This is a genomic window from Vibrio sp. 1562 (genome assembly GCF_033340155.1).
Taxonomy (GTDB): domain Bacteria; phylum Pseudomonadota; class Gammaproteobacteria; order Enterobacterales; family Vibrionaceae; genus Vibrio; species Vibrio alginolyticus.
Genome location: NZ_JAWOVY010000609.1, coordinates 1 through 570 on the forward strand (window position 1 = coordinate 1; position 570 = coordinate 570).

The 570-nt window shown below is 48.4% G+C and carries 1 protein-coding gene; it reads right to left on the bottom strand.

What is annotated here, in order from left to right; all coding sequences use genetic code 11:
- Nucleotides 1-570 (bottom strand): ParB/RepB/Spo0J family partition protein (locus R7Z49_RS26680; RefSeq protein WP_318112680.1); only part of this gene is annotated, 570 nt, incomplete at both ends.

A 570-nucleotide genomic window follows, 5' to 3' on the forward strand; every position in this document is an offset into this window, starting at 1 on the left:
GGAACGGCTTAAGGAAACCTTCGCATCAAGTAGTTGACTCAATTTATGCGACATTTGCTCAGCTTCGGTATCTTCTTGTTGAGCTTTTTGCTCATTTTGTGGGGCTAAGCACTTTTTTACTAACTGTTCGGTTTGTCGAACCGTCATTTGCTTTTTTGCCACCATTTGAGCCACTTCGACTTGCTGTTCACCTTCCAGTGCCAGCAGCGCACGAGCATGCCCCATTTCAAGTTGTTTCTCCGCCACCAAGCGTTTAACGTCGGCATCCAATTGATTGAGACGCAACAAGTTACTCACGGTAGTTCTTGACTTACCAATCACATCCGCCACTTGCTGATGCGTTAGCGAGAACTCATCTTGTAGACGCTCCAATGCTTGCGCCTCTTCAATCACATCCAAGTCTTCACGCTGAATGTTTTCGATCAAAGCCATAGCAATAGCTGCGCGGTCTTCAACTTTCTTAACCAAGCAAGGCACGCGTTTCAAGCCTGCTTGTTTAGCGGCACGCCAGCGACGTTCGCCAGCGATGATCTCAAACTGTCCGCCAACAACCTGACGAACCACGATCGG